Raw genomic sequence first — 18,387 nt, forward strand, 5'->3', positions numbered from 1 at the left:
GCTGTTTTAGGCAAATATGCCTCTTTTAGAATGAGATTATATTATAGAAAAAATTTTAGGGATCAAGAAATTCCTGAAATCCCTATACTAGATTTCGAACTGCCTTATGAAGAGACTAAAGATTTACCTTATTTTGAAAAATCGTTTGAATTTGAAGCGCAAGTGCCTTATCAAATGACAGGTTGGACAAAATCTAAAGATTTAACCAAAGTCCCCGATTTAGAAAAAAAAGTAGTAAAAAAAATAGAGGAGTTGCGTACTATTTTAGAAAATAAGGATACAGAAGCTTACTTTCAAGCAGCTATGCCTAGATGGAAAGAAAAATTTATCTGTTTATATGCCACTCAACAAGAAATTGAAAATTTTTTTCAAGAACGTTCTTTAACTAATGGGGAATATTCAAAGATATTTGATGGTATACAAATTTTACCGATTGAAGACTATCAGATAATAATTGAACCCAATAATAGGATTGTAAAATTAAGACAAAAAGACAAAGATGATTTTTCTGACGGAATTAAATTTAAAGCAATTTTTAAAGAAAATAATAAGGAGTCTAATGGAAGTTATTTATTCCGTTTCCATATACCCGAAGGCTCTGACGAATTAGAGGTAATAAGATAGGTAATCATGAAAAAATTAATCAGCTTGTTTTTATTAAGTTGTTTTCTGTTTTCTTGCGGACAAGAAAATCAAGAAAAACAAATGGAAGAAATCATACAACAAGAATTAGCCTTAACGCAAAATTACACACATCGCCCGGCATTTGGTGCACAAGTTACCAAAAACGGATGCAAACTCATTATTGAAGTCGAGGGAGCACAAGATTATCGATTTACTGATAATACTGGACAATCAACCATGTTGCCTTTAAATTTTTTATTATTCAATGCCGGTAAAAAAAATGTCATCATCAAAGTCTACCCGAGAGATGGAGAAGACTATCTAACTAAATACGCTAACGCATCTGTTACCATATACCGAGCAGCCGACAAGGATACTTCTTTAAAAGATTATCAACAAATTGCCGACTTTAACTTGCCACAAGGGTTGGAAGAGCAAAAGTTACCTTATTATGAAGCTAAATTGATGATTGATGTCGATGTACCCTTTACTTACGATCAGGAGCTTGCTACATCTATTAATTTAAAAAATATCCCAAATATCGAACAAAAAATTGTCGAAAAATATAATCAAATTAGAACAATATGCATTAACAAAGATGAAATTAAGTACTATAAGGAATCTATACATGCTTCAGGTATTGTATCTAACACAACCTACGAAAATACTTATGAGGAAATAAAAAATTCATATAAAAGAAAGCCTATGCTAACCGATTCGGATTCTAGAATAACAAATCGCGAATTTTTGCCTATCGAAAACTATACTATACAATATTATGCCAATGGTAAAATTGTTGCACTTTGGCAAAAAAATCTATGTCCAATGCTTTATATGAAAGCTCGTGTAAAAAATGATGAAGGAGAAGAAAGAAATATAGAAGGAGGTCGACCTATATTCTTATATATGCCACAAGGTAGCAATGAGTTGAAGGTATGGTAATGATGAAAAAATCAATTAGCTTGTTTTTACTTAGTTTTTTTTTGTTTTCTTGCGGGCAAGAAAACAAAAAAAAACAAATGGAAGAATTAATACAAAAACAAGTATCTTTAACCCAAACCTATAATCATCGCCCAGCATTCGGTGCACAAGTTACCAAGAATGGTTGCAAACTTATTATTGAAGTAGAAGGAAGTACCGATTACAGATTCGTAGATAATACAGGTCAATCAAGCATGTTGCCTTTAAATTTATTATTACTTAATGCCGGCAAAAAAAATGTCATCATCAAAGTCTTCCCGAGAGATGGAGAAGACTATATAACCCAACATGCTAATGCATCTGTTACCATTTACCGAGCAGCCGACAAGGATACTTCTTTAAAAGATTATCAAAAAATTGCTGAATTTAACTTACCACAAGGGTTGGAAGAGCAAAAGTTACCTTATTATGAAGCTAAATTGGTGATTGATGTTGATGTACCCTTTACTTACGATCAGGAGCTTGCTACATCTATTAATTTAAAAAATGTTCCAAATATCGAACAAAAAATTGTCGAAAAATATAAACAATTAAGACAATTATGTATTGAATTCAAAGAGTTCGAGTTACATGATCAATTATTACATGAAGCAGGTAAATATTTTAATGTTTTATATAATAATACTTATGAAGAAATAAGCAAAAATATGAAAAAAGGAAAAATGGCTTTAATAGATAATGATTCTCGTGTGATAAAAAGAGAATTTATCCCTTTAGAAAATTATACTATTAAATACTATTCCAACGGTAAAATTGTGGCACTTTGGCAAAAAAATCTACGTCCGATGCTTTATATGAAAGTTCGTGTAAAAAATGATGAAGGAGAAGAAAGAAATATAGAAGGAGGTCGACCTATATTCTTATATATGCCACAAGGTAGCAATGCGTTAAAGGTATGGTAATGATGAAAAAATTAATTAGTTTATTTTTACTTAGTTGTTTTTTGTTTTCTTGCGGACAAGCACAAAAAACAGATAAACAAATAATTCAAGAAACTATGCAAGCAATTGAAGTGCCAAAGCAGTACAAGCAAGAACCGTTCTATTATGTCGGAATTTACAGCGCTAATATTAAATGGGAACTATTTGTTAATGATGTACAAATGTTTGCCCATTATCAAGGTAAAATTACCAGTCCCATTGTCCCATTAAACTATCGAATATTGGGCAGTGGTAAACAAAAAATAACCTTTCGCATTTATCCCCCGAATGGACAGGCTGTTTTAGGCAAATATGCCTCTTTTAGAATGAGATTATATTATAGAAAAAATTTTAGGGATCAAGAAATTCCTGAAATCCATATACTAAACTTCGAACTGCCTTATGAACAGACTAAAGATTTACCTTATTTTGAAAAATCGTTTGAATTTGAAGCGGAAGTGCCTTACCAAATGACAGGTTGGACAAAATCTAAAGATTTAACCAAAGTCCCCGATTTGGAACAAAAAGTAGTAAAAAAAATAGAAGAGTTGCGTACTATTTTAGAAAATAAGGATACAGAAGCTTACTTTCAAGCAGTCATGCCTAAATTGAAAGAAAAATTCATCTGTTTATATGCCACTCAAGAAGAAATTGAAAATTATTTTCAAGAATACTCTTTAACCAATGGGGAATATTCAAAGATATTTGATGATATACAAATTTTACCGATTACTGACTATCAGATAATACTTGAACCCAATAATCGGCTTGTAAAATTAAGACAAAAAAACGGTGATAGTTTTACAGACGGAATCAAATTTAAAGCAATTGTTAAAGAAGATAAAAAGGAGACTACTGGAAGTTATTTATTTCGTTTCCATATACCCGAAGGATCTGACGAATTAGAGGTAATAAGATAGGGTAATGATGAAAAAATCAATTAGCTTGTTTTTACTTAGTAGTTTTCTATTTTCTTGTGGACAAGCACAAAAAACAGATAAACAAATAATTCAAGAAACTATGCAAGCAATTGAAGTGCCAAAGCAGTACAAGCAAGAACCTGCCTATTATGTCGGAATTTACAGCGCAAATATTAAATGGGAACTATTTGTTAATGATGTACAAATGTTTGCTCATTATCAAGGTAAAATTACCAGTCCCATTGTACCACTAAATTATAATATACTGGGCAGTGGTAAACAAAAAATAACCTTTCGCATTTATCCCCCGAATGGACAGGCTGTTTTAGGCAAATATGCCGCTTTCAGAATGAGATTATTTTACAATAAAAATTTTAGGGATAATGAAGATCCTGAAATCCCTATACTAAACTTCGAACTGCCTTATGAACAGACTAAAGATTTACCTTATTTTGAAAAATCGTTTGAATTTGAAGCGCAAGTGCCTTATCAAATGACAGGTTGGACAAAATCTAAAGATTTAACCAAAATCCCCGATTTGGAACAAAAAGTAGTTAAAAAAATAGAGGAGTTGCGCACTATTTTAGAAAATAAGGATACAGAAGCTTACTTTCAAGCAGTCATGCCAAGATCGAAAGAACAATTTATCTGTCTATATGCCACTCAACAAGAAATTGAAAATTCTTTTCAAGAAGACTCTTTAACCAACGGGGAGATTTCAAAATTATTCGATAATATACAAATTTTACCGATCACAGACTATCAAATAATAATTGAACCCAATAATAGGATTGTAAAATTAAGACAAAAAGACAAAGATGATTTTTCTGACGGAATTAAATTTAAAGCAATTGATAAAGAAGATAAAAAGGAGATTACTGGAAATTATTTATTCCGTTTCCATATACCCGAAGGATCTGACGAATTAGAGGTAATAAGATAGGTATTCATGAAAAAATTAATAAACGTGTTTTTACTTAGTTGTTTTCTGTTTTCTTGCGGACAAGCACAAAAAACAGATAAACAAATAATTCAAGAAACTATGCAAGCAATTGAAGTGCCAAAGCAGTACAAGCAAGAACCGTTCTATTATGTCGGAATTTACAGTTCTAATATTAAATGGGAACTATTTGTTAATGATGTACAAATGTTTGCCAATTATCAAGGTAAAATTACCAGTCTCATTGTCCCACTAAATTATAATATACTGGGCAGTGGTAAACAAAAAATAACCTTTCGCATTTATCCCCCGAATGGACAGGCTGTTTTAGGCAAATATGCAACTTTTGATCTTCGGGGAGAATACTATCGGGATAAAAGGAATATGGAAAAATACGATTCTTTTTTGAATTTTAAATTGCCTTATGGACAGGTTGAAGATTTACCTTATTTTGAAAAATCGTTTGAATTTGAAGCGCAAGTGCCTTATCAAATAACAGGTTGGACAAAATCTAAAGATTTAACCAAAGTCCCCGATTTGGAACAAAAAGTAGTTAAAAAAATAGAGGCGTTGCGTACTATTTTAGAAAATAAGGATACAGAAGCTTACTTTCAAGCAGTTATGCCCAGATGGAAAGAACAATTTATCTGTTTATATGCCACTCAAGAAGAAATTGAAAATTATCTTCAAGAACACTCTTTAACCAATGGAGAGGTTTCAAAGATATTTGATGATATACAAATTTTACCGATTAAAGACTATCAGATAATAATTGAACCCAATAATAGGCTTGTAAAATTAAGACAAAAAAACTGGAATAGTTTTACAGACGGAATTAAATTTAAAGCAATCGATAAAGAAGATAAAAAGAAGACTACAGGAAGTTATTTTTTCCGTTTCCATATACCCGAAGGCTCTGACGAATTAGAGGTAATAAGATAGGTAATGATGAAAAAATTATATATTTTTACTTTTTAGTCCTTTATTTTGCCAAAAAAAGCTCGCATTTAACGAGCTTTCAATCTTTTACTATGGTTGACTTTTGCTATACTCTTTTAGGATTTCTTTTGCCGTTTTACCATCAAGTTTTTCTTCCAATATTTGCTGAATTTTAGCTTCATCACCTCCAGTTTCAAAACTAGCAGCTAAAACAATCTTCAATATTGCTTTTTTGAAATTATCGCTATCCTCTCCCTTTAAAGTTTCAGATATTTCTTTCATTGATGCTTGAAATGCTGACTTAGATGAAGCGTCAACTTTAGGTGAACCATCACCACATCCAACTAAAACAAAACTAACAACAAATACAGCTAGTAACTTCTTGAACATGTATAATTTCCTTTTGTTAATTGATTTTTTTTGTAATTATACACAATTAGCCATCGAAGGAATATCGATTATTTTCTCTAACAAAGATAAATAGGTAATAATGACCTTATCACTGTATTATCATCAAAGAAAAACGCAAATTCATGCACCAAATAGCTCGGTGGACCAAAATTAACACCAGTCAATCAGCCTCAACTGTTGGCTTAATATTTTAGGGAACTGCTTGTAATTGCGATTTATAACACTTTAATGTGCTTACAGGTTAAAAAATACAGATATAAACAGTTGCAAGGCTACTGCGTAACTAAATGTAGTATATCGCAGCTATCATCATAGACTGAATATGCTGTCGCACATAACCAAACAACCAAAGCTATCACTCTCCAATAAGTAACGCCACCATTTTTTAATAAATTAAATAAACCGACAAGAACCAGAATCGAATTTAAAAAATTAATTGAATAAATAAATAAGATTACGCTAATTCTAAACGATGTTGGAACGTGATATGCGTTGAAAATAAAAGTCATTGCAAAGAAAATTGCAGCTAAAATCACACTAAATAAAACACCGAACACCCAAAAAGTTACAGCTAGGCCTAGATCGCCTTTCACTAATCTCTTAAATATATTCATATCTATTTCTCGTGTATAAATAAAATACAATATACAGCCAAATACATTATTCACAAAATTATTTACGGGTGAATTTATGAATACTGATAACTCGAAAAGGCGAGCATCCTATATACTTTGTCCTCTTTATAAGGCTTTTTAGATGTGATTATGATTAATGAAAATTTTGTTAATGTGAAAATCAAAGATAGGTTTTAGAAAATTTATGAGTTAATAAACTGCGAAATTAATTTTTGCCTTACTTTGCACATACGTGGTGAATTTAGGTGGATTATTTGGCTTGGTCTACCGGATGTTTGTCTTGGGTTTTGCAGATTCAATGGCTTTTACGGTATTTTTTATTGCTGTATTAGAATATACCGTAACGACACCGTTAATAGATTGATGTTGTCAATTCTATAGAATCATATTAGATCGTGTAAAAATTCTAAAAATCAAGTAAAAATGGGATTTAATCTTAGTCGAGTATTGTGAGTCGTTGATGAAATGGCGTCCCCTACAGGATTCGAACCTGTGACCTACGGCTTAGAAGTGCCTTGACGTATTAAAATATATTAACTGAAAAACCTTAATAAACCTATAAACAACAAGGGCCAGCCACAACTTCGGTTAGTAGATTTTTATAAATTTTAGTATATATTAATTGATTTTTATGTCACAAATTGGTCACACTACTATATTTGTAACTTGCCCGCCTGCGGTATTCATCAACCCCAGCACACGCCCCTGCCGATGCAATTTTTTTGCTGTCACCCTCGTTTTCTAAAATTTTTTTATGTTTTCATAAATAAAATCAACTGGATTCATTTTTTACCGCCCTCAACGTATAGTAAAAACAAGTTTTTTTGGTTTTTTCATTAATTTTGTGATACTTGTGTTTAACATAAACCAGTTTAAATAAACGACCGGTTTCGCGTAATATCTCGCGCTAATTGCTGGCGTCGTATCAAACTGATTAAATCACCGTTTAATTTCGTGCTGGATTTTTATCGAGCGTTCGATATTGCCCGTCACTACAGACGGCAATAACGCGTTCTAGCTGTGATTTTGGGTTGGTTATTTACATGTCTGTTTACGATTACTTTTATTAATTGTTTGTTTTGGTGGAAAAATATCATCAATGGAGGTATTAACACCGGAGCTAACAAAAAAACCTGCAATTTTTCTACATGTTTCTAAAGCGACATCTCGTTTACCGGATTCATAGTGTGACGCACCTTGAGATACATTTAAAGCCTGCGCTAGGTTTTCCTGAGTGATATTAATTTTTTTCTATAATATTTAATTTTGTTCATAAACAATCCCCTAAATTTTATTACATAATGTAATCAATAATTGCAACAAATATTACATTATGTTGGTTGTAAATTTAATACATACTGTAATAATTTAAAAAATAAATGAGGATTACTTATGGCTAACACATGGCAAAATATAGTTAAAAACAGAATGAAAATTGTTGGCGAAACGCAAGAAAGTCTTGCGGAAAAATTAAATGTTACTCAGGGTAGCGTTGCTCATTGGTTATCAGGACGTAGGAAGCCCGATACTGATATTATTGCATCTATACTGAAGGCTGTTGGAATTAAGGAAATTACAATAAACGCTGATGGCTCAGCTATAGAAAACAATGCGAAAATTAAAAACAAAAAAAATAATTTTCTGGTTGAAGTTCTAAATATTACGGCTAGCGCAGGATTGGGCTACCTAAACTCGGATGTGAAGGAAGTGATTAAATTAATTGAATATGATTCGGAGCAGGCAAAAACGCTATTTAAAGGTGTGAACGCTGAAAATTTGAAAGTCATCAATATCAGTGGTGACAGTATGCAGGGCACGTTTGATAGCGGTGATGCAATATTTGTTGATGTATCTAAGCGGATGTTTGAGGGGGATGGAATTTATGTTTTTACATTCGGTCGTAATCTATTTGTAAAACGATTACAGGTAATTAAAAATGTTATTCGAGTGAAATCCGATAATCAGCTTTATGATTCGTGGGATATTAGCGAGGATGAAATTGATCAACTTTATATACATGGGAAAGTAATGCTTAGTCAATCAATGCTATTAAGGAAACATGGTTAATTTAATTATTATAATAAGGATTAAAAAATGCGAAGATTTATTTCAATTTTATCTATAATATTCATAATGTCTGGTTGTGCTAATTATAATTATAAAGAACATAATGAGCACTATTTCAAAAATAAAACTCACTTTTGCTCTAGACTAAATGATCAGAATGAATGTAAAAATGAAGGATGGGATGATAGCTTATTTTCGGCTATTAATCCCCAAAATAATACTTGGCAACTAATAACGCTCTATGGCGCATGGAGCGGATATCTCAATGTATTTTACGGGAAAATAGAACGAAATCAGGTTGATGAAGCGATTTCAGAAATAATAAACTTTATTCGATGGTCTCATCTCCCAGCGGATCAATTGCTTTCACAAAAAAATGATTATGAAAAAAATATAAAACTCAATGTAATAGGTACCGAATATCACATAGAAAAAGGCGTGCCATATGCAAGATTAGCGTATTATCCAAAATCTTATTTTATTCCTCTTTTTGTAGAAAACCATTATCTTATAGATGAATCAACAGCTCGCGAAATATTAATAAATTTATTGTTATGGAAAAAATCTACTGAAAATCAGTTTCAGTGAAAAAAATAACCGCTTCGGGGTTTATATAAAAACGAATGTATTGATGATTTTTTAAATATATAAGTTGTGGAATCTTATTTTAATAAAATATTGTTATATGAAGGGTGGATACAATGAAATTTGATAAAGAAAAAACCGAATTAGATAATCAAATTACAGAAGAAAAGCGAATAACTGATCATCAAATAAGAGAGTATCCGCTTGAAGTGATATATGATAAGTTTATTAGAAAACTAAAAGATGGCACAACAGAACTATTTGTTCCAGAATATCAAAGAAGCCTTGTTTGGAATGAGATTCAACAATCCAGATTTATTGAATCATTATTATTGGATATACCTATACCTTATATTTTTGCAGCGGATGTTGGAGATGGGAAAAATAAAGGGAAATTAGAAATTGTGGATGGAAGTCAAAGAATAAGGACAATTGTCAATTTTATTGACAATAAATTTACTCTAAAAGGATTAAAAAAATTAACAAAAGCAAATGGATTCAAATTCGAAGATTTTAGTGATGCGCGCCAACTTAGATTTCTACGAATTACTCTTAGAATGATTGAGTTAACAGAACTAGCAAAAGAAGAAACACGAAGAGATATCTTTGATAGATTAAACACTGGTGGCACTAAACTAACAGACATGGAGCAAAGAAGAGGCTCGTTAGATGGGCCTTTTATGCAATTTTTAGATAACTTAAGTCAAAATGAAATATTTAAAAAAATATGCCCTATATCAGAACGACGATCCGATAGAGCTGAAAATACAGAAATGTTACTTAGATATTTCGCATATAAAGATAACTATTTAAATTATAAAAAAAGTGTCAAAGATTTTCTTAGTGAATATTTAGATAAAATGAATCAGTCCTTTACAAAGGAAGAAGAGACAAAACTAACGAAACAATTTATTAAAATGTGCAGCTTTATCGATAAATATGTACCGAATGGATTTAGAAAATCTTCGACATCAAACACAGTACCAAGAGTTAGATTTGAAGTTTTGTCTGTTGGCGCATCATTAGCTCTGAAAATAAATCCTAAGGTTATTCCTTTAAATATAAATAAATGGATAACATCTGACGAATTTTTGATTCATACTAAAAGTGATGCGTCAAATTCAAGACCTAAACTTAGAGCAAGATTGGAATATGCTCGAGATAGATTTTTAAACAAGTGAAGAAATAGTAATGCAAAGTGCGATTTTGTTTAATGAAAGAAAAGAGGATATTAATAAATATTTAGATTTTTTATTGGATTCAATCAATAATAAAACTATTAGTAACGAAATATCCCACATTATGAAGGCTAATGGCTACTTAATGCTTTATAATTTAATAGAATCAACATTTACCGAAATTATAAATGATATTCATACAGCATTAAAAAATGAGAGAAATCTTAATATAGATAAATTAAAGCCATCTTTGGCAAAAAAGGCATGCTCACTTACTGATCGTGAATATTTAAAATCATATGGTAAAGATGGATATCGTAATATTAATTCAGTTATATTTAATAGCTGGTTGAACAACTATGAAAAGCTTGTCAGTAATGAAAAAAACCCTTTATTCTCTGGGAATATTGACGGAAAAATAATTAGAGAAATTGGTGATATATATGGCTTTAATCATAAAACATTAGATCGAGAAGATAATGCTATGTATGTTATATTGGGAATAAAAAAAGCAAGGAATTCGCTAGCTCACGGAAAAGAATCTTTTCTTTCTCATGGAAAACAAAAATCAATTGACTCGTTAAAGAAAGAAAAAGAACTTACAATCAATTATCTAGAAGAATTACTCAATGAAATCGCTAAATATATTAAGAATAAATTATATTTAAAAACCCAAAGCCGATAAATGATTCACTATGGATTGTCCAATAGCTTTGCCTAATTTAACAGGAACGGCGTTACCAATCATTTTTCCTACTGCTCTCATATTAATTTCGTTAGATTTACAAAAAACATAATTATCAGGAAAACTCTGCAAAACTGCAGCCTCCCTTAATGAAATAGCTCTATCCTGCTCTGGATGGCCAAATCTTCCATTTCCATATCCATAACAAAGTGTTGTAATTGTTGGACTTGGTTTATTCCACTCCATTCGTCCATATACTGCAGAGTATCCTTTCCCCGTTAATTTTTTGTGACATTCAAGTCTCAGCTCACTAGGCCAATCAAGCCAAGAACCACCCGGAACAGAATGTTTAATTCTTTTTTTATTTATTTTGGATAGCTTGCTTGCTCGGTGTAAAGCATCGGTGATACTTACTTCACCATCATTTATTTTAGGAAATTTACCTATGGCTTCTTTTACGGTTATAGGTTTATCTATTGATGGAGGTATAAACTCGACAGGTCCAAATCTTGATGCCAACAATACTTGTCGATATCTTTTTTGTGGTACTCCATATTCTAAACAATTAATTTTCTGTTCAAAAACATAATATCCTAGCTGTTTTAAAGAATATACAAAATCATTATAGACTGAATGCTTCACTACTTCGGGGACATTTTCCATTGTGACTATTTCTGGAAGAATGTCATTAATTAATCTTGAAAACTCATATAATAAAGGCCATTTTTTATCATTACTCTTATTTTTAGCTTGAGTATAATTTGAAAATGGCTGGCAAGGAGCACAACCCGCAAGAACTTTAATTTTCGCATTGCCAAAAAGTTCATTTAGATCATTAGAAGTTACTTCTTTAATATCTTTATTTATAAAAATAGAACTATTATTTTTTTCATAAGCATAACGACAAGAATTTTCTATATCAATTCCTGCAATTACATTCAAACCTGACTGTTGCATTCCATGAGTTAACCCTCCAACACCACAGAATAAATCTATAACCTTAATATTCATATTCGACCTTTTAAAAATTACTAATATTATTATAGCAATTTAATTTTAAAACCTCGAGTTTTTTCATACCTAAAATCCGCATATGGAATCTTTTTCCACTCAACATGAACAAAAAACAACCAGCTAAAATTACATTTTGTGATATAAACACATCAAAACAATCAACTTACCAAAAAAGTTAAACAAGACTACGAGTTATTTAGCAAGTTAAGAAGATTCAAATAGCTAGCTGAGGCATATGAAAGTACAGCGGTTTTGATTAGATAGTCGAACGGCGCGACTTTAAACCATGCGTCGGGACTGTGCGGTAACTCAATACAGGCGGTAAACAATCAAACTAAATGTCTTTTAGTAAGAGTTATATAGTTTGAACAAAATTGATGGTGGTCAACCCACCTTAACTGATGACCGAATAATTCGGGAACTTTCTATAATGCTAACACTAGAAAGTTAGTGTGTATGTATAGGTCAAGAAATACAGATGTAAACGGTTGCGAGGCTACTGCGATAGTGTAGCAATCAAATCAAAATAATACTAATCATCATAATCATTCAATTTTTTTGATTTCGTTTCTAATAAATTTTTCGAATGATGAATCTAGTGTAAAGCGACATTCGGTATCAAATGTACGCGGAAAACTACATTGAAAAATTAACCCCTTATTAATAAGCTTAATAACATGTTTAGGTATTTTTTCCGCTTCAAATGAAATGTATGGATAACCACTATGTAATAAATAAGCAATAACTTCTTTCTCAGATTTATTTAACGAATTAATTAATGATACTAATTCATTTCGTTCTTTATTTAACTGTTTTTTATTAGAAAAGTTTGTATGGAACTTTTTAAAATTTACCACTACAGAATAAATAAAACTGCACAAAATAAAACTGGTAGCAAAAACCGCTATTTCATAACTGAATGGAATTTTTACTTTTTCACTAAATTTAATTTGAATTTCGGTGGGAACTATAAAAAAAATACATAACGAAACAAGAACTATCAACATACTTTTCAATGAAAAAATATCCTTTCTAAAAATAGAAATAATAGTAACTAGCCAATCTGGCATAAATAAAAATCCTTGTTTTTACGTGGTTATACATATTCTAAATCCTTGTACGTGGTTGTCAAGGAAACCTGAGCGTGTTGCAGTATTACTCAGGCATATTCCTAAGCGCGTTTACAAGAGTTCTTACGAATACTGACAGCTCGGAAAGACGGCGCAATGCTACATCCTATTTGCCCTCCTAGCGAGGGCTTTTTACGAGGTGACTATGACTAATAAAGATTTTGTTAATGTGAAAATCAAAGATAGATTTCACAAGGATTACGAGTTAACAGACAGCGAAATTAAGTTTCGCCATCTTTTGCACATACTTTGTGATTTTAGGTGGATTATTTGGCTTGTTCTACTGGATGCTACAGATTGCTACGAGGTGAGTTATGCAATTACATAAATTGGTTGAAAATGGTTACGAAAGAGCTTGCTGCAATATGTTAAACAATATTGAAATGCAAGATGCTAAGGATGAATGGATTGAAAGCCGAGCCGAAGAACTAATTAAAAACTTTAGTAATGACAATGACTGGCAAATAGTAGAGTTAATCAACGTTAGGTTAGAAAACAATCCGGTAGATACTAACATTTATAACCAATTTATAACTGATATCTGTTATTCACAAGCAAAAACCGAATATAAAGAAAAATTCAATGAATGGAGATTTTAGAATGAGCGGAAACAAACTAACGGAATTGACTTTAACATTATCCAAAAAGTTAGAGCTAGGAAGCCCCAAGGGGATTCTTGATGTACTAAAAAATACAGCATTTAAAAGTAATGCTAATGACGATCAATTAACCGCCCTTTTAATTGTAGCTAATCAGTATTCATTAAATCCGTGGACTAAAGAAATTTATGCATTCCCTGATTCACGTAACGGTATAGTGCCAATTGTTGGCGTTGATGGATGGGCAATAATTATTAATCAAAATCCACAATTTGATGGTATGGACTTTGGCCAAGATGATGAAAAATGTACATGCAAGATTTATCGAGGAGATAGATGCCACCCTATCTCAGTGACCGAATGGATGAGCGAATGTAAAAGAGATAACGCTCAACCATGGAAATCTCATCCAAAGCGTATGCTAAGGCATAAAGCAATGATTCAATGTGCAAGGCTTGCTTTTGGTTTTGCAGGAATTTACGACCAAGATGAAGCCGAACGAATTATTGAAGGTTCAGCTACTGAAGTAAATACAGGTAAACAATCAGATGATAGACGTCCTGAGCTAATTAAGCTATGCGAAGATGAAGCTAAAAAAGGGTTAGAAGCTTTTGGCGCCTATTGGATGTCAATTAGCCAAGAAGATAGAAAAATCATTGGTAATGATGAAAAAGAACGAATCAAGGCATCATGTCCAGTTGAAGTAGAATTTAAAGAGGTAAATCAAGATGGCAACACTTTTAAATGAAGTTGAACAACGTACCGATGAATGGTTCAAGATAAGACTAGGAAAAGTTACCGCTAGTCGAATTAGTGACGTAATGGCGAAAACTAAAAGTGGATACGCCGCATCTCGTCAAAATTACATGGCTCAGCTGATTTGTGAACGACTAACTGAAACACCTGCAGAATCATACACTAATACAGCCATGCAACGTGGCACAGAGTTAGAGCCAACAGCCAGAGAGCTATATGTATTAAACCAATTTGATGCAATCGTTACAGAAGTGGGGTTTATCCCCCACCCTGCAATCGAAAATGCTGGTGCTAGTCCTGACGGACTGGTAAATGACGACGGGCTAATCGAAATAAAATGCCCTAACACATGGACGCATTTGGAGTTTATCCAGTCACTAAAACCCAAACGAGAATACATATTACAAATGCAATGGCAAATGATTTGTACGGGTCGCAAATGGTGTGATTTTGTGAGTTACGACAATAGATTACCAGATAATCTGAGTTTTAAATGTGTGCGAATTTATTATGACGAAAATTTAGCCTGCTAAATCGAGTTGGAGGTTATCCTGTTTTTGCAGGAGCTGGATGAAAAAATTAAACAAATAAAAAAATATAGCCGTTCCAGTGACGGTTTTTTTACGGAGTAAAACAATGACCAGATTAATTTTGAATATAACAGTGGGCTTGGCGGTTAATATTTATACGGAATTGTCTGGCTAGATGACGACTCATGGTTAGAACGTGGTGAATATGACGTAGCGCGTGGTGGGAACATAAAACATGCCACGACATACCGAATGAGTGTAAGCGAACAAATTAATTTTAGGAGGTTTAAATGTCTAAATTTATTGAGGTGACGGACGTTAAAGAGAAAACACTAGTGAATGTTGATAAAATTCTTTGCGTTTTAGATCATACCACAAACGCCTTTATTAGATTAGGTGGAGAAGTTGCACTTCCTGTCAAAGAAACCTACGAGGAAATAAAAGCCATGCTGGAGGTGGTTAATGGCTAGGTTTACGGGCACTTTTGTTCATACTGTAGAAAAAACTTACAAGTTCGAAATCGAAGCTGACGAGGCTAAATTGAGGGCGCAATCATGTATTCCTGAAATGCTCGATTGTGACGGTCGTTGGAAGGAGCGAGTTGATTTAGTTTGCTGGGGCGAGGTCAAGGAAATTACGACTAAAACAAACGTTCGCCACGACCCGTCTGGTGAATATGACTATCTGTGTGATTATAAATTAAAGCTGATTGAGGAATGATTATGAAATATTTTAGCTACGACCATCACGGTAATGGCGTTGAATATCACGATACAGCAGAAGAAGCAAAAAATTATGCTCAAGAGTGCTTGGATTCATATACGCAAAATGACAACCTTGATGATATTGATATTTGTTGGGGTGAAATAAAAGAGGCGGTGCACTCAAATAATGCTGTTCTGGAATTAAAACCAACCAATTATTGGACTGAAAAAAAAGAATCGCTCCTCTTAGTGCTTGAGGAGATGCACAAGATAATGGAGAAGGAGAGAAATTCTTATCCTCGGACCAAACAATTCAACAACCGGAGAGTAACAATGGCAATTAATACATTGACAGCAACAGGAAATGCCGGACAGGATGCTATATTACGATATGCACAAAACGGCACCGCGATTGGTGAGTTTAGTTTACCTGTTAAGTTCGGATATGGTGACAAACAAAAAACCGCATGGCTTAAATGTGTAATGTGGGGGAAGCTTGCAGAAGGTTATGCTCCGTATATCAAAAGGGGCGATTTGGTTGCAGTTAGCGGGGAGTTCTACATTGAGGAGTGGCAAACTGAGGGGGGGTTCACTCAAAACCATGTTTACGAGTTTCACAAATTCAAACCACTAAAAAAATAAACGCAGAACAAGACCAACAAACACCAAACACGCAACTATCGCCACCACCTGCAATGGAATTTGATGACAATATACCGTTCTAATTCTAATTAAAGGAGTGCTGTATTTATGAACATAAATAACCCCGTCATTGACGTTTGCCGTGGCTCTCGTATGTTCTATTTTGATAAACGAAACGAGAGTCACATTTTGTGTGACGGACGAACATTAGAAATCAAACCGGATGCTCAGCTAGATTTTACAAACCTGCCTTTTCGAGATGAAATGTTTTATTTTATTTAGTTTGTTTCGCCCCCCTCACTTAATTAAAGTTGGCCAAGAAAGTTGGCTTGCAAAAAAATATGGCCAGCTCGATAAATTAACGTGGCGAGAAGATTTAAAAGCCGGATTTAGTGAATGTTTCCGCATACTCAAAACAAATGGCACATTGATTTTTAAATGGAATGAAACAGATATACCAGTTAAAGATATTTTATTACTAACTGAATACAAGCCCTGTTTGGCCACATTAGCGGTAAACGCTCCAATACACACTGGATATCGTTTATTAAATAAAAATTTAGGAAATGATAATGACCAAACAATTAAAACCCTGCCCGTTTTGTGCTAGTACAAATTTCTTTATTGAAGGCGGTATAGGCAACGGAAGTGAACAGTAATACATTAAAAAAATATCAAACTCAGCTAAAAAAATTAAAATCTAAACAGGACGTTGTAGGGGCAGAATTGGAGGACTGTCAACAACGTTACAACCAGATTAAAGCCGAAATTTTAGAAACTCAAACGAAAATCAACGAGCTATCACGCAACAATCAATTAATAGTTAGTGAACATGCAACTATTAGAGTGCTGGAGCGTGTTTTTGAAGTAAATTTAGATGAAATTAATCAACAAATAATTGATGACGTTCTGCCAATTTATACAAAATTGGGGGACGGGATTATACTAGTTAAATGCATTGATATGCGTGCGGTAATAAAAAATGGAGTTATAGACGAGAGCAAGAAAAATAATAATAATGTTATTCGGCTGGCTCTTGTTAATGACAAAAAGGAGTTAAAGAAATGTCATTATCAAAGAGAGGTGGCGTCTATTATCTCGACATCCGCAGTCCAAGCGGTGAAAGAATTAGACGATCTACTGGGGTAAGCGATAAAAAACTTGCTCAGGAGTACCACGACAAAGTAAAACACGAGCTATGGTCTATTAGCAGACTGGACAAACGTTTGGAGCGTACATTCGATGAGGCTCTCCTATTATTATTGAATGATGGAAAAGATCAAAAAGATTACGCAACGAAAGTCCGACATGCCAAATATTGGCGACCTATTTTTGGCGGTAAACCGTTATCATCCATTACTGGTGAAATGATATGTAATAATTTACCGACACATAATGCCAAAAATAAGGCACCACTGGCTCCGGCTACGATAAATAAATATCGCAAAACCATACTCAGAGCGTTAAGTTCAGCCCAGAAAAACAATTGGATCGCATCCGTTCCGTATGTCGGGAAACAGAAAGAGCCTAAGGTTAGGGTTAGATGGGTAAAGAAGCCGCAGGCTCAAGAGTTGTTAAAAGCCATTTCCCTAAAATGGTTAAAGGACGTTTGCCTATTTGCCCTATTAACGGGCGCAAGACGCACCGAAATTTTAACCATGACGTGGGATAAAATAGATTCTAACAATAAAATAGCAATAGTCAGTAATGTCATTGCAAAAAACGAAAAAGCCAGGTCTTTACTGTTAAATGACGAGGCAATAGCGTTATTAAAAAGCCGACGGTTGATCGATAAAAACTATGTGTTTGTAAATTCGAAAAACAATCATATCAATGATATTGATCGTCGTGCGTTTAATCGTGCTACTGAAAAATGTAATATCGATGATTTTCATTTTCATGATTTACGTCACACATGGGCGAGCTGGCATGTTCAAAGCGGAACTCCTCTATTTACTCTAAAAGAGTTGGGAGGCTGGGAAACACTGAAAATGGTGAAAAAGTATGCACATTTGAATACTGATCATTTAAGCCAATTTTCAAATGCAGTCACAATTTGGTCACAAAACATTAATAAAAATAATCAAGACTTAAACTTGGCGGTGTAACTCGTTGATTATCTTATGT

At 33.0% G+C, this 18,387-nt stretch carries 23 protein-coding genes and 1 pseudogene; 19 read left to right on the plus strand and 5 right to left on the minus strand.

Translation table 11 applies throughout. The features are described from left to right. The 6 genes from ACKJXD_RS05710 to ACKJXD_RS05735 all read left to right on the plus strand — a co-directional run. On the plus strand, positions 1-624 hold a 624-nt coding region (locus ACKJXD_RS05710; protein WP_430875784.1), incomplete at its 5' end, for a hypothetical protein. Positions 625-630: 6 nt separating this feature from the next. Beyond that, the gene (locus ACKJXD_RS05715; RefSeq protein WP_430875785.1) at positions 631-1,566 is read left to right on the plus strand and encodes a hypothetical protein; all 936 of its coding nucleotides are present in this window, start codon (positions 631-633) and stop codon (positions 1,564-1,566) included. Next, complete coding sequence (locus ACKJXD_RS05720; protein ID WP_430875786.1) at positions 1,566-2,507, plus strand: hypothetical protein; 942 nt, start codon at positions 1,566-1,568, stop codon at positions 2,505-2,507. Before ACKJXD_RS05715 ends, ACKJXD_RS05720 begins: the two co-directional genes overlap by 1 nt. After that, entirely contained in the window at positions 2,507-3,445 is a 939-nt protein-coding gene (locus ACKJXD_RS05725; protein WP_430875787.1) for a hypothetical protein, read from the plus strand. Before ACKJXD_RS05720 ends, ACKJXD_RS05725 begins: the two co-directional genes overlap by 1 nt. 4 nt (positions 3,446-3,449) lie before the next feature. Beyond that, a complete protein-coding gene (locus tag ACKJXD_RS05730) occupies positions 3,450-4,388 on the plus strand; it encodes a hypothetical protein (protein ID WP_430875788.1) in 939 nt (312 codons plus the stop codon). A gap of 6 nt (positions 4,389-4,394) precedes the next feature. Continuing rightward, positions 4,395-5,327: a hypothetical protein gene (locus ACKJXD_RS05735; RefSeq protein ID WP_430875789.1), complete on the plus strand. Its 933-nt coding sequence runs from the start codon at positions 4,395-4,397 to the stop codon at positions 5,325-5,327. A gap of 87 nt (positions 5,328-5,414) precedes the next feature. On the opposite strand, the gene ACKJXD_RS05740 is transcribed toward ACKJXD_RS05735, so the two are convergent. The 3 genes from ACKJXD_RS05740 to ACKJXD_RS05750 all read right to left on the minus strand — a co-directional run bounded on the left by ACKJXD_RS05740 (position 5,415) and on the right by ACKJXD_RS05750 (position 7,615). Then, positions 5,415-5,714 carry a DUF6694 family lipoprotein gene (locus ACKJXD_RS05740; RefSeq protein WP_220217041.1) on the minus strand — a complete coding sequence of 100 codons (300 nt, stop codon included), beginning with the start codon at positions 5,712-5,714 and terminating at the stop codon, positions 5,415-5,417. 293 nt (positions 5,715-6,007) lie between these two features. Next, positions 6,008-6,349, minus strand: a complete 342-nt coding sequence (locus tag ACKJXD_RS05745) for a hypothetical protein (protein ID WP_220217040.1) — start codon at positions 6,347-6,349, stop codon at positions 6,008-6,010. A gap of 1,056 nt (positions 6,350-7,405) precedes the next feature. Then, positions 7,406-7,615, minus strand: coding sequence for a helix-turn-helix transcriptional regulator (locus ACKJXD_RS05750; protein WP_430875883.1), 210 nt, complete (start codon positions 7,613-7,615; stop codon positions 7,406-7,408). A gap of 147 nt (positions 7,616-7,762) precedes the next feature. On the opposite strand from ACKJXD_RS05750, the gene ACKJXD_RS05755 reads away from it, so the two are divergent. From ACKJXD_RS05755 to ACKJXD_RS05770, 4 genes are all read left to right on the plus strand, one after another. Continuing rightward, positions 7,763-8,437, plus strand: coding sequence for a LexA family transcriptional regulator (locus tag ACKJXD_RS05755; protein ID WP_430875790.1), 675 nt, complete (start codon positions 7,763-7,765; stop codon positions 8,435-8,437). A gap of 27 nt (positions 8,438-8,464) precedes the next feature. Continuing rightward, on the plus strand, positions 8,465-9,025 hold the full coding sequence (locus ACKJXD_RS05760) for a hypothetical protein (protein ID WP_430875791.1): 561 nt from the start codon (positions 8,465-8,467) through the stop codon (positions 9,023-9,025). A gap of 113 nt (positions 9,026-9,138) precedes the next feature. Continuing rightward, positions 9,139-10,203 (plus strand): DUF262 domain-containing protein, encoded by a 1,065-nt coding sequence (locus tag ACKJXD_RS05765; protein WP_430875792.1) that lies wholly within the window; start codon positions 9,139-9,141, stop codon positions 10,201-10,203. Between the two features lie 10 nt (positions 10,204-10,213). Further along, positions 10,214-10,885, plus strand: a complete 672-nt coding sequence (locus ACKJXD_RS05770) for an MAE_28990/MAE_18760 family HEPN-like nuclease (protein WP_430875793.1) — start codon at positions 10,214-10,216, stop codon at positions 10,883-10,885. On the opposite strand, the gene ACKJXD_RS05775 is transcribed toward ACKJXD_RS05770, so the two are convergent. Further along, complete coding sequence (locus tag ACKJXD_RS05775; RefSeq protein ID WP_430875794.1) at positions 10,865-11,896, minus strand: DNA cytosine methyltransferase; 1,032 nt, start codon at positions 11,894-11,896, stop codon at positions 10,865-10,867. The genes ACKJXD_RS05770 and ACKJXD_RS05775 overlap by 21 nt on opposite strands. 548 nt (positions 11,897-12,444) lie before the next feature. Next, positions 12,445-12,969: a hypothetical protein gene (locus ACKJXD_RS05780; RefSeq protein WP_430875795.1), complete on the minus strand. Its 525-nt coding sequence runs from the start codon at positions 12,967-12,969 to the stop codon at positions 12,445-12,447. A gap of 374 nt (positions 12,970-13,343) precedes the next feature. On the opposite strand from ACKJXD_RS05780, the gene ACKJXD_RS05785 reads away from it, so the two are divergent. From ACKJXD_RS05785 to ACKJXD_RS05825, 9 genes and pseudogenes are all read left to right on the plus strand, one after another. Further along, positions 13,344-13,628, plus strand: a complete 285-nt coding sequence (locus ACKJXD_RS05785; RefSeq protein ID WP_430875796.1) for a hypothetical protein — start codon at positions 13,344-13,346, stop codon at positions 13,626-13,628. Between the two features lies 1 nt (position 13,629). After that, positions 13,630-14,376 (plus strand): phage recombination protein Bet, encoded by a 747-nt coding sequence (gene bet / locus ACKJXD_RS05790; protein ID WP_430875797.1) that lies wholly within the window; start codon positions 13,630-13,632, stop codon positions 14,374-14,376. After that, positions 14,357-14,917: a lambda exonuclease family protein gene (locus tag ACKJXD_RS05795; RefSeq protein ID WP_430875798.1), complete on the plus strand. Its 561-nt coding sequence runs from the start codon at positions 14,357-14,359 to the stop codon at positions 14,915-14,917. Before bet ends, ACKJXD_RS05795 begins: the two co-directional genes overlap by 20 nt. 287 nt (positions 14,918-15,204) lie before the next feature. Further along, a complete protein-coding gene (locus ACKJXD_RS05800; protein ID WP_430875799.1) occupies positions 15,205-15,384 on the plus strand; it encodes a hypothetical protein in 180 nt (59 codons plus the stop codon). Beyond that, a complete protein-coding gene (locus ACKJXD_RS05805) occupies positions 15,377-15,634 on the plus strand; it encodes a hypothetical protein (RefSeq protein WP_430875800.1) in 258 nt (85 codons plus the stop codon). The genes ACKJXD_RS05800 and ACKJXD_RS05805 overlap by 8 nt, the downstream gene beginning before the upstream one ends. 2 nt (positions 15,635-15,636) lie before the next feature. Further along, on the plus strand, positions 15,637-16,260 hold the full coding sequence (locus tag ACKJXD_RS05810; RefSeq protein ID WP_430875801.1) for a single-stranded DNA-binding protein: 624 nt from the start codon (positions 15,637-15,639) through the stop codon (positions 16,258-16,260). Between the two features lie 114 nt (positions 16,261-16,374). Then, positions 16,375-16,815, plus strand: a pseudogene (locus tag ACKJXD_RS05815) (SAM-dependent methyltransferase). Positions 16,816-16,908: 93 nt separating this feature from the next. Further along, complete coding sequence (locus ACKJXD_RS05820; RefSeq protein ID WP_430875802.1) at positions 16,909-17,409, plus strand: hypothetical protein; 501 nt, start codon at positions 16,909-16,911, stop codon at positions 17,407-17,409. Beyond that, entirely contained in the window at positions 17,325-18,368 is a 1,044-nt protein-coding gene (locus ACKJXD_RS05825; RefSeq protein WP_430875803.1) for a tyrosine-type recombinase/integrase, read from the plus strand. The genes ACKJXD_RS05820 and ACKJXD_RS05825 overlap by 85 nt, the downstream gene beginning before the upstream one ends. The last annotated feature ends 19 nt before the right edge of the window (positions 18,369-18,387 follow it).

The organism is Gilliamella sp. G0441 (genome assembly GCF_050589305.1).
Classification (GTDB): Bacteria; Pseudomonadota; Gammaproteobacteria; order Enterobacterales; family Orbaceae; genus Gilliamella.

Coding starts and splice junctions, on each gene's coding strand:
- ACKJXD_RS05795 (WP_430875798.1), top strand. CDS start 14,357: ATGGCAACACTTTTAAATGAAGTTGAACAACGTACCGATGAATGGTTC.
- ACKJXD_RS05825 (WP_430875803.1), top strand. CDS start 17,325: ATGTCATTATCAAAGAGAGGTGGCGTCTATTATCTCGACATCCGCAGT.
- ACKJXD_RS05780 (WP_430875795.1), bottom strand. CDS start 12,969: ATGCCAGATTGGCTAGTTACTATTATTTCTATTTTTAGAAAGGATATT.
- ACKJXD_RS05775 (WP_430875794.1), bottom strand. CDS start 11,896: ATGAATATTAAGGTTATAGATTTATTCTGTGGTGTTGGAGGGTTAACT.
- ACKJXD_RS05740 (WP_220217041.1), bottom strand. CDS start 5,714: ATGTTCAAGAAGTTACTAGCTGTATTTGTTGTTAGTTTTGTTTTAGTT.
- ACKJXD_RS05725 (WP_430875787.1), top strand. CDS start 2,507: ATGATGAAAAAATTAATTAGTTTATTTTTACTTAGTTGTTTTTTGTTT.
- ACKJXD_RS05735 (WP_430875789.1), top strand. CDS start 4,395: ATGAAAAAATTAATAAACGTGTTTTTACTTAGTTGTTTTCTGTTTTCT.
- ACKJXD_RS05805 (WP_430875800.1), top strand. CDS start 15,377: ATGGCTAGGTTTACGGGCACTTTTGTTCATACTGTAGAAAAAACTTAC.
- ACKJXD_RS05760 (WP_430875791.1), top strand. CDS start 8,465: ATGCGAAGATTTATTTCAATTTTATCTATAATATTCATAATGTCTGGT.
- ACKJXD_RS05800 (WP_430875799.1), top strand. CDS start 15,205: ATGTCTAAATTTATTGAGGTGACGGACGTTAAAGAGAAAACACTAGTG.
- bet (WP_430875797.1), top strand. CDS start 13,630: ATGAGCGGAAACAAACTAACGGAATTGACTTTAACATTATCCAAAAAG.
- ACKJXD_RS05720 (WP_430875786.1), top strand. CDS start 1,566: ATGATGAAAAAATCAATTAGCTTGTTTTTACTTAGTTTTTTTTTGTTT.
- ACKJXD_RS05765 (WP_430875792.1), top strand. CDS start 9,139: ATGAAATTTGATAAAGAAAAAACCGAATTAGATAATCAAATTACAGAA.
- ACKJXD_RS05810 (WP_430875801.1), top strand. CDS start 15,637: ATGAAATATTTTAGCTACGACCATCACGGTAATGGCGTTGAATATCAC.
- ACKJXD_RS05730 (WP_430875788.1), top strand. CDS start 3,450: ATGATGAAAAAATCAATTAGCTTGTTTTTACTTAGTAGTTTTCTATTT.
- ACKJXD_RS05770 (WP_430875793.1), top strand. CDS start 10,214: ATGCAAAGTGCGATTTTGTTTAATGAAAGAAAAGAGGATATTAATAAA.
- ACKJXD_RS05745 (WP_220217040.1), bottom strand. CDS start 6,349: ATGAATATATTTAAGAGATTAGTGAAAGGCGATCTAGGCCTAGCTGTA.
- ACKJXD_RS05755 (WP_430875790.1), top strand. CDS start 7,763: ATGGCTAACACATGGCAAAATATAGTTAAAAACAGAATGAAAATTGTT.
- ACKJXD_RS05715 (WP_430875785.1), top strand. CDS start 631: ATGAAAAAATTAATCAGCTTGTTTTTATTAAGTTGTTTTCTGTTTTCT.
- ACKJXD_RS05785 (WP_430875796.1), top strand. CDS start 13,344: ATGCAATTACATAAATTGGTTGAAAATGGTTACGAAAGAGCTTGCTGC.